The sequence below is a fragment of the Ginsengibacter sp. genome (genome assembly GCF_057362405.1).
The window spans coordinates 1-9,142 of record NZ_JBMQQG010000269.1; the positions used below are offsets into that span (position 1 = coordinate 1).

The 9,142-nt window shown below is 38.9% G+C and carries 9 protein-coding genes; 3 read left to right on the forward strand and 6 right to left on the reverse strand.

Annotated features, from left to right (window positions below):
* Window positions 1-91 precede the first annotated feature (91 nt).
* Window positions 92-496: an ExbD/TolR family protein gene (locus ACO1O5_RS22230; protein WP_486274214.1), complete on the forward strand. Its 405-nt coding sequence runs from the start codon at window positions 92-94 to the stop codon at window positions 494-496.
* Between the two features lie 22 nt (window positions 497-518).
* On the opposite strand, the gene prmC is transcribed toward ACO1O5_RS22230, so the two are convergent.
* Window positions 519-1,397, reverse strand: a complete 879-nt coding sequence (gene prmC / locus ACO1O5_RS22235) for a peptide chain release factor N(5)-glutamine methyltransferase (protein ID WP_486274216.1) — start codon at window positions 1,395-1,397, stop codon at window positions 519-521.
* 40 nt (window positions 1,398-1,437) lie between these two features.
* Between prmC and ribD the strand changes: the two genes are divergently transcribed.
* Window positions 1,438-2,475, forward strand: a complete 1,038-nt coding sequence (ribD, locus tag ACO1O5_RS22240; RefSeq protein ID WP_486274218.1) for a bifunctional diaminohydroxyphosphoribosylaminopyrimidine deaminase/5-amino-6-(5-phosphoribosylamino)uracil reductase RibD — start codon at window positions 1,438-1,440, stop codon at window positions 2,473-2,475.
* A gap of 7 nt (window positions 2,476-2,482) precedes the next feature.
* Here ribD and ACO1O5_RS22245 read toward each other — a convergent pair whose 3' ends face one another.
* Entirely contained in the window at window positions 2,483-3,571 is a 1,089-nt protein-coding gene (locus ACO1O5_RS22245; RefSeq protein WP_486274220.1) for an Mrp/NBP35 family ATP-binding protein, read from the reverse strand.
* A gap of 115 nt (window positions 3,572-3,686) precedes the next feature.
* Between ACO1O5_RS22245 and ACO1O5_RS22250 the strand changes: the two genes are divergently transcribed.
* The gene (locus ACO1O5_RS22250) at window positions 3,687-4,331 is read left to right on the forward strand and encodes a carboxypeptidase-like regulatory domain-containing protein (protein ID WP_486274222.1); all 645 of its coding nucleotides are present in this window, start codon (window positions 3,687-3,689) and stop codon (window positions 4,329-4,331) included.
* A 350-nt stretch (window positions 4,332-4,681) separates the two neighbouring features.
* Here the strand turns inward: ACO1O5_RS22250 and fusA are convergent, their stop codons facing one another.
* From fusA to ACO1O5_RS22270, 4 genes are all read right to left on the reverse strand, one after another.
* Window positions 4,682-6,829, reverse strand: coding sequence for an elongation factor G (fusA, locus tag ACO1O5_RS22255; RefSeq protein WP_486274223.1), 2,148 nt, complete (start codon window positions 6,827-6,829; stop codon window positions 4,682-4,684).
* Between the two features lie 169 nt (window positions 6,830-6,998).
* Window positions 6,999-7,466, reverse strand: a complete 468-nt coding sequence (rpsG, locus tag ACO1O5_RS22260) for a 30S ribosomal protein S7 (RefSeq protein WP_486274225.1) — start codon at window positions 7,464-7,466, stop codon at window positions 6,999-7,001.
* Between the two features lie 29 nt (window positions 7,467-7,495).
* The gene (gene rpsL / locus ACO1O5_RS22265; protein ID WP_486274227.1) at window positions 7,496-7,876 is read right to left on the reverse strand and encodes a 30S ribosomal protein S12; all 381 of its coding nucleotides are present in this window, start codon (window positions 7,874-7,876) and stop codon (window positions 7,496-7,498) included.
* Between the two features lie 110 nt (window positions 7,877-7,986).
* On the reverse strand, window positions 7,987-9,051 hold the full coding sequence (locus tag ACO1O5_RS22270; protein WP_486274229.1) for a branched-chain amino acid aminotransferase: 1,065 nt from the start codon (window positions 9,049-9,051) through the stop codon (window positions 7,987-7,989).
* Window positions 9,052-9,142: the final 91 nt, after the last annotated feature.

Here is a 9,142-nt window from a genome sequence, read left to right on the forward strand (position 1 = left end):
ATAAAATGGAAATAGCTACGGCAGAATTCACCGATATTTTACAGGAACCCACCCGGTAAGAAAATCACTTTTTGTAAATTAATAATTGAACGTGAGTATACGAAAACGATATAAAAATGAAGATACGGAACTGGATACAGGTCCTTTGAACGACATTTTATTCATTCTCATGTTTTTCTTCCTCATCATTTCTACATTGGCAAATCCCAATGTTATTAAAATGAATAATCCCAGGGCAACGAGTGAAACTAAGGCCAAACAAAGTGTGATTGTGAGCATTAACAAGAACAGGGATATCTATCTCGGGCAGCAAAAAATTCTTTTTGATTCGCTGGAATCTGATTTGAAAAAGCAACTACGCATTGGCGATAGTATCAAACCAGCGGTGGTGATCAATGCTGATTCCCTGGTAAGCTGGGGTGATATCGTGAGAGTAATGCAGGTGGCTAAAAAACTTGGTGCTACAACTTCCGCATCGGTTAGCAGCGCAAAATAATTAACTGGTGTAATTCATAAACTTAATTTGATTTCAGGAAAGTTGCTTTTAGCATTCTTTCCTTTCCGTATATATCTTTTCTAACTTCTGTTTTAAAGTCGTAGCTCAAAAAGATTTCCTGTACCTGTTTAGAAAAGTCCTCATGAATTTCTACAAAAATATTTCCACCAGTGCTTAAATGTGATTGTGCAAAATGGGCAATTTTATTGTAAAACAGGAAAGGACTATTATCGTCAACAAATAATGCAATGCCAGGTTCAAAGGCAATTACATTCCTGGCTAATTTGTCTTTTTCATTTACCGGAATGTAAGGCGGATTACTAACGATTACATCATAGACGCCGAGTAACTTCCATCGCTCTTCATTTAAAAAATCAAGCTGAAGAAAATCTATTTTTGTTTTAAAAGTGTTTGCATTTTTGCGGGCAACCTGCAATGCATCAGCGCTTATATCAATCGCAATTACATTGGCATGCATTAATTCTTTTTTAATTGAAACAGGAATACAGCCGCTTCCCGTACCTACATCCAATATTTTGACTTCGTCATTTTGTACATCGTACATCGACCTTCGTACATCTCCAACAACCCACTCCACAAGTTCTTCCGTTTCAGGCCTCGGAATTAGAACATGCTCATCTACATAAAATTTCATTTTATAAAACCATGCCTCGTGCAAAACATATTGCACCGGCTTATGTTGCAATAGTTCATAAATGTATTTCTCCAATTTTTGAATAGTGTCTTCGCTTAATGCAACATTTTTTTTGCTGGTCCTTTCCCATCGTTTTAACCCTGTTGAATATTCAAATACCCAATCAGTAATATTGGCCGCTTCCCTGTTATCATAAATAGATGTAAGCTTCTTGAGAAAATCATTATAACATTGTTCCGTTGTCATTAAAGCAAACTTAATTATTTTGTGAAGCAATACTAATATTTTGACAAGAGATGAACATTATATGAGCAGGTGTTTGCAACTTGCGGAACTGGGCGCAGGGAATGTGGCACCTAATCCTATGGTGGGTGCTGTATTGGTTTATGAAGATGAAATTATTGGTGAAGGCTATCATCAAAAATATGGTGAGGCACATGCGGAAGTAAATTGCATAAACAGTATCAGTGAGCAACATAAAAACCTGCTTGAAAAAAGTACTTTGTATGTATCACTCGAGCCCTGCTCCCATTATGGCAAAACACCACCATGCGCTGATCTGATAATTAAAAACAAAATAAAAAAAGTTGTTATTGGTTGTGAGGATATTTACAAGGAAGTAGCGGGAACAGGAATACAGAAGTTACAAAATGCAGGAGTGGAGGTTGCTGTTGGGATTTTAGAAAAAGAATGCACGCAGCTTAATATAAGATTTTTCACTTTTCATAACCAATTCAGGCCTTACATAATTCTAAAGTGGGCGCAATCTGCTAATAGTAAAATCGGTACCGTAGAAAAGAGAATTCAAATCAGCAATGATTTTTCCAATCGCATAGTGCATAAATGGAGAAGTGAAGAGGCGTCAATTTTAGTTGGAACCACAACAGCCTTGCAGGATGATCCTTTATTAACGACAAGATTATGGAATGGGAAAAATGCCATAAGAATTGTTATTGATAAAAATCTAAACCTTCCTTCTTCATTAAAAATATTTAACGGAGATTCTAAGACATTAATTTACAATTTGAAAAAGAATTCGACCGAGGATAACCTGGTTTATATAAAAGTTGAAAAAGAAAATTTTATTGATCAAATACTTCAGTCACTTTTTGAAATGAATATCCAAAGTGTAATGGTAGAAGGTGGTTCAAATACCCTGCAAAGATTTATTGCTAGTGGTTTGTGGGACGAAGCAAGAGTAATAGCCAATAAAGAATTAATAATAGAAAATGGAATTGCAGCGCCGGAGATGAAAGACTTTCAGTTGGATAACCAACAGGAATATGCTGGCGACACGATTAATTTTTATAGCAGAAAAATTTAGAAATTTATTACAAAACTGCACTTACTTCGGTGGCGGGCAATTGCGCATTTCTCATGGCAATTCCCCGTATCGCATTATCACTAAATTCGATAAATGCGCTTTTGGAAATGTCATCATCACTTACCATTACAGGAATACCGGCATCGCCCCCTTCCCGAATGGATTGCACCAATGGGATCTCACCAAGGAAAGGAATGTCAAATTCACTGGCAAGTTCCTTACCGCCTTCTTTACCGAAGATATAATATTTATTACCCGGTAGCTCTCTTGGAGTAAAATAGCTCATATTCTCTACAAGGCCTATCACAGGCACTTTCAAGCCAGCCTGGCTAAACATTGCGATACCTTTTTTTGCATCAGCCAATGCAACCAATTGAGGAGTGGTAACCACAATTACACCAGTAACAGGAACCGTTTGTACAATGGTTAAATGAATGTCACCAGTTCCCGGTGGCATATCGATTATTAAATAATCCAGGTCGCCCCAATCTACATCAGAAACGAATTGCCTGATGGCACTGCTAACCATAGGGCCGCGCCATACCACCGCTTGCTTTTCATCAACCAGCAACCCGATACTCATTAATTTTATTCCATAACGTTCCAAAGGAACAATCATACCTTTTCCGTCCACATCCTGCATTACCGGGCGCTCGCCTCTTACTCCAAACATAATATGTACGCTTGGCCCATAAATATCAGCATCCATTAGACCCACTTTTGCTCCGCTTTCTGCAATTGCCAGCGCAAGATTAGATGCAATAGTGCTCTTGCCTACGCCTCCCTTTCCACTAACTACTGCAATTATATTCTTAACTCCCTTTAAAATATCTTTTTTATCGGTCCTTAGGGAAGTCGTTTTGCTCGTAAAATTGACATCTACCTTAGCATCTTCATTAATTAATCTTATAGCCCTCACACAATCAGTTTTTATTTTATCTTTAAGCGGGCATGCAGGCGTAGTGAGCTCCACGTTAAAGGAAACTTCGTTACCACTAACTTTAATGTCACTAACCATCTTTAACGTAACGAGGTCATTTTTAAGGTCAGGCTCCTGCACATTGCTCAACGCACTTAGTATATCAGATTCAGTCATCGTTCAATTTTTTGTTAAAAACACTTTCTATTTGCAAATTTAAACATTGATACCCTTACTTTGTTTTTTTATACAACCAAACTGTCCTTAAATTCGTAGTATCAGATACAACTACATGAAAAAAATTTTACTATACTTTTTATTTCTATTATTTCTTTTTCCTGTGGTTGCCAAGGCCCAGTTTGAAACGTATAAAGATTCTGTTGTACAATTGTATGGGGTTGTAATGACGGCTGATAGTTTGAAGGCATTACCTTCAGTAAGTATTATGGTAAAGGGCCGAAACCAGGGAACAATTTCAAGCGAGCAAGGGGTTTTTTCGATTCCGGTACTTAGAGGGGACGTTATAGAATTTACGAGTGTGGGTTACAAACCTAAGTTGTATACGATTCCTAGAAATCTGGACGGCAATCAGCAAAGCGTGATACAATTGATGGTAGAGGATACGGTCTACCTTCCTGTTACTATTATCACCAAGCGGCCAACGCGTGAAGAGTTTGAGCGGGATTTTGTAACTACGAAGGTACCTGATGATGACCAGGAAATAGCTCGGCAAAATCTTTCTGAAAAAAACCTTCGGGCTTTAATGGCTGCTTACCCGAGAGATGGTCGTGAAGCGACCAATTATTACCTCAAACAAAATGCTCAAAAATATTATTCTGCAGGGCAGCTTCCTCCACAAAATATCTTCAATCCTCTTGCGTGGGCCGAATTTATAAAGGCATGGAAAAGGGGAGATTTCAAAAACAAATCGCGCTAGGGTTACCTCAATGCCTTTAAATTCAAAATGCCCCGAAGGGCACTCTGAACTCTAATTGAAAAACCACCCCATTTAAAAATTAAATATCTTCATTGCCAATTATATTGAAGGGTTCATTTTAACGGATTCATATTTTGAAATTGCTAGCAATGAATCATTTTTCTTTAACCCTGGTAATGATCATCATTTCTTTCACAAAGATGGTGTAGTGTTAGAATAAACCATACAGTGAAAACATCGTTTTTTTTGCGTTTTTACACGGTATTAAAACAGTAAGCCCCGTTCTTTCGAACAGGGCTTTTGTATTTCTATACTAAATTAACTTACTATGATGGGTGGTATCGTCGTTTCTAGTCCTCTATTTTTACCTTTCCTTTCTGTTTTGCCATTACTTCTTCAGCAATGTTATTAGGAGCGGGTGAATAATGGCTGAATTCCATTGTAGAAGTGGCCCGCCCACTTGATAATGATCTCAATTGGGTCACATATCCGAACATTTCACTCAGAGGAACTTTTGCCTTAATAACCTGCACACCATGCTTGCTGTCCATTCCTTCCAACATTCCCCTGCGGCGGTTAAGATCTCCGGTTACATCTCCCATATATTGATCTGGAGTAAGAACCTCAATCTTCATGATTGGCTCCAGTAAAACAGGCTTTGCTTTCCTTCCGGATTCGCGATAACCTTGTTTGGCACAGAGTTCAAATGACATAGCATCGGAATCGACCTGGTGAAATGAACCATCAAATACCCTTACTTTCATGCTTTCCATTGGGTAGCCTGCCAATACACCCGTCGTCATCGCTGTCTCAAAACCCTTTTGAATAGCAGGTACAAATTCTTTGGGAATTGAACCTCCGAAAAGACCGTTTATAAACTGGAAATTACCTTTTCCTTCTTTCAAAAATTCTTCATCGGCAGGGCCAATTTCAAAAACAATATCAGCAAATTTACCACGTCCACCCGTTTGCTTTTTAAGCACTTCACGATGTTCGATGGTTTGCTTAAATGCTTCTTTGTATGCCACCTGCGGAGCGCCCTGGTTTATTTCAACTTTAAATTCACGCTTCATTCTATCCACAATAATTTCCAGGTGAAGCTCTCCCATTCCACTTAAAATAGTCTGGCCCGTTTCCTCATCAGTTTTCACTCTTAATGTGGGATCTTCCTCAACGAGCTTGGAAATAGCCAGTCCCATTTTATCCACATCAGCCTGGGTTTTGGGTTCTACTGCAACAGAAATAACAGGCTCCGGAAAAGTCATCGCTTCCAGCACAATTGGATGATCTTCATTACAAAGTGTATCCCCTGTTTTTATATCTTTAAATCCAACCGCAGCGCCAATATCACCCGCCTCAATAAAATCCACGGGATTTTGTTTATTTGCATGCATTTGCATAATTCTTGAAATCCTCTCCTTCTTTCCTGTCCTCGTATTCAATACATAAGAACCTGAATCAAGGTGACCAGAGTAAGCTCTAAAGAACGCAAGACGGCCCACAAAAGGATCTGTCATTATCTTAAACGCTAATGCAGCAAATGGTGCTTTGGGATCTGGTTTGCGTTCAATTTCATCGCCGGTATCGGGATTAATGCCCTTTACTGCTTCAAGATCCATGGGGCCCGGAAGGTACCTGACAATAGCATCCAGCGCGGTCTGTACACCCTTATTTTTGAACGATGAACCACACATCATCGGTATAATGGAAATGTCTATCGTGGCTTTACGAATCGCTTCATGAATTTCTGCTTCAGTAATTGTATTGGGATCATCGAAAAATTTCTCTAATAATTTTTCATCGTAATCTGCCACTGCTTCAATTAGGTGTTGCCTCCATTCATTCACCTCTTCTATCATATCCTCCGGAATCGGCACAACTTTATAGGTCATTCCCTGTGTAGCATCATCCCATATAATTCCTTGCATCGTAATAAGATCTACTACACCTTTAAAGTTATCTTCGGCACCGATGGGTAGTTGCAATGGAACTGCTTTAGCACCCAGCATTTCCTTCACCTGTTTTACAACATTTAAAAAATCTGCACCGGCACGGTCCATTTTATTTACGAATCCAATCCGGGGAACTTTATAACGATTGGCCTGGCGCCAAACAGTCTCACTCTGGGGTTCAACACCACTTACTGCGCAAAATAATGCAAGCAAGCCATCGAGAACTCTTAATGAGCGTTCTACTTCTACAGTAAAATCAACGTGCCCTGGCGTATCGATAATGTTGAACTTGTATAATTTGGTATCTGGCGTTTTTACCCCTTGTACTGTTGGAAAATTCCAAAAGCATGTAGTTGCTGCCGAAGTGATGGTTATACCTCTTTCCTGCTCCTGTGCCATCCAGTCCATAGTTGCAGCGCCATCATGCACTTCACCTATTTTATGGTTAACGCCGGTATAATACAGAATTCTTTCTGTAGTGGTGGTTTTGCCAGCATCGATATGAGCTGCAATACCAAAGTTTCTTTGAAATCTTAAATCGGCCATTGCCTTTTATTTAATTGTTATGAGTATTTATTTTATAAAACTTTTTGGAGGCGCAAAGTTACAAAAATTATGGTTACAATAAGTGACGTAACTGAGATATTATGGTGCTTTTAATATAAAAAACCCTTTCAGGTTGAAAGGGTATAAGAACTATTTGATCGCAAAGTAATTAAATTCTGAAGTGCGCAAACGCCTTGTTCGCATCAGCCATGCGATGCGTATCTTCCTTCTTTTTAAACGCAGCTCCTTCACCTTTACTTGCAGCAACAATTTCGTTGGCCAACTTTTCTGACATACTTCTTCCGTTTCTATCTCTGCTGTATTTAATCAGCCATTTAATGCTCAATGACGTTTTTCTATCCGGGCGAACCTCCGCAGGAATTTGAAAAGTAGCCCCACCAATACGACGACTTTTTACTTCTACACCGGGTGTAACATTCGCCAGGGCCTTTTTCCAAACCTCGTATCCATCTTCGCCAGATATTTTTGAAACCTTTTCAAGCGCATCATAAAAGATATTATATGCACCACTTTTCTTACCCTGCCACATTAAATTATTTACAAATCTGGTAACCAATTTGTCCTGGAATTTAGGATCAGGTGCAAGAGGTAATTTTTTGGCTTGTGCTTTACGCATTGATATTATTTATAAATTATTTTTCGGAATTATTTTTTTGCTTTTTCTTTCTTAGTGCCATATTTGGAACGGCTTTGCTTACGGTCTTTTACGCCGGCAGTATCAAGACTTCCCCTGACAATATGGTAACGTACGCCTGGTAAATCTTTCACCCTGCCGCCACGTATCAAAACAATTGAGTGCTCCTGCAGGTTATGGCCTTCTCCGGGTATATAGGCAATAACCTCAATCTTATTAGTAAGTCTTACTTTGGCTACTTTGCGTAAAGCTGAATTCGGCTTCTTTGGAGTAGTGGTATATACTCTTGTACATACGCCGCGACGCTGAGGACAACTATCAAGAGCCCTTGATTTGCTTTTGGACCTGATAATTGTTCTTCCTTTTCTTACTAATTGTTGTATTGTAGGCATTACTTTTTACCTTAATTTTTTTGGACGGCAAAGGTAAGCTTCGGTTTGTGAACTTCCAAAATTATTTGAAGCTTACATAGAACTTAACCCGATGCGGATTTCGGTATAGCTTATATTTTAACTAACCAGTTATATTTGTCATCTTCTCTGCCTTCTTTAATGGCACCAAGGCGGGTTTTTATTGCAGGAGATATTTCCCATTTCTCTACGTCAAAATTCATGATAAAGTCTTTATACTTCAATTCCTTAATCATGGAGATTGTAGCAGCAGTGCCGGTGCCAAATACCTCCAAAAGGTTTTTCTCTTTATATGCTGAAACAATTTCCTCAATACTTAAAGCTCTCTCCTCCACTATCAGGCCCCGATCTTGCAAAAGCTGAATTACGCTTTCCCGGGTTACGCCGGATAAAATCGTTCCTGAACCCAAATCCGGTGTAATAGCTTTATTGCCAATAATAAAAAAGATATTCATAGTTCCACATTCCTGCACATATTTATGTTCAAAGGCGTCCATCCAAAGAACCTGGTCGTAACCTTTCCTTTTTGCCTCTGCAGTTGGATGCATTGCCGCTCCATAATTGCCTGCGTTCTTCGCAAAGCCCACACCCCCCTCAACAGCCCTTACATATTTTTCTTCCACATAAATACGCATGGGGCTGGCATAATAAGGCCCGGTTGGGCTCAGTATAATCATGAACTTATACTTGCCGGAAGGCCTTACACCAATCATTTCATCTGTGCTAAACATAAATGGTCTTATATATAAAGAATGATCAGGCTTGTTTGGAATCCAATTTGCATCAAGCTTGATCAGTTCCTTCATTCCTTCTATAAAGATCTCCTCGGTAATTTTGGGCATCTCCATTCTTTCAGCAGAATTATTGAAACGTCTAAAATTCTCGAATGGACGGAAAATATTCACTTCACCCTGCATATTCTTATAAGCTTTTATGCCTTCAAATATTGCCTGGCCATAATGCAGCGCTGCCAGCGAAGGTGAAAGCAACAAAGGTTGATAAGGTTTAATTTCTACGGTTTTCCATTCTCCCTCCTCATAATCCACTTCGAGCATGTGATCTGTAAAATATTTTCCAAAAGGAATATTTTCCAAAGTCATCGATTGTAACTTGCTCGTTTCTGCCCTGGTAATATTAAAATCAGCGGATGCCACCATATCATTAAATTTGTTGCAAAGAAACGAAAAAAAGAAAGGTAAATCTAATTATGAGTCTGGATAAACTACAATTGCCTGGTTTTTTATATGG

What these genes read in the sequence shown, in the direction of transcription:
- prmC (WP_486274216.1), bottom strand. Translation starts at nt 1,397, where the DNA reads ATGACAACGGAACAATGTTATAATGATTTTCTCAAGAAGCTTACATCT.
- ACO1O5_RS22245 (WP_486274220.1), bottom strand. Translation starts at nt 3,571, where the DNA reads ATGACTGAATCTGATATACTAAGTGCGTTGAGCAATGTGCAGGAGCCT.
- ACO1O5_RS22250 (WP_486274222.1), top strand. Translation starts at nt 3,687, where the DNA reads ATGAAAAAAATTTTACTATACTTTTTATTTCTATTATTTCTTTTTCCT.
- fusA (WP_486274223.1), bottom strand. Translation starts at nt 6,829, where the DNA reads ATGGCCGATTTAAGATTTCAAAGAAACTTTGGTATTGCAGCTCATATC.
- rpsG (WP_486274225.1), bottom strand. Translation starts at nt 7,466, where the DNA reads ATGCGTAAAGCACAAGCCAAAAAATTACCTCTTGCACCTGATCCTAAA.
- rpsL (WP_486274227.1), bottom strand. Translation starts at nt 7,876, where the DNA reads ATGCCTACAATACAACAATTAGTAAGAAAAGGAAGAACAATTATCAGG.
- ACO1O5_RS22270 (WP_486274229.1), bottom strand. Translation starts at nt 9,051, where the DNA reads ATGGTGGCATCCGCTGATTTTAATATTACCAGGGCAGAAACGAGCAAG.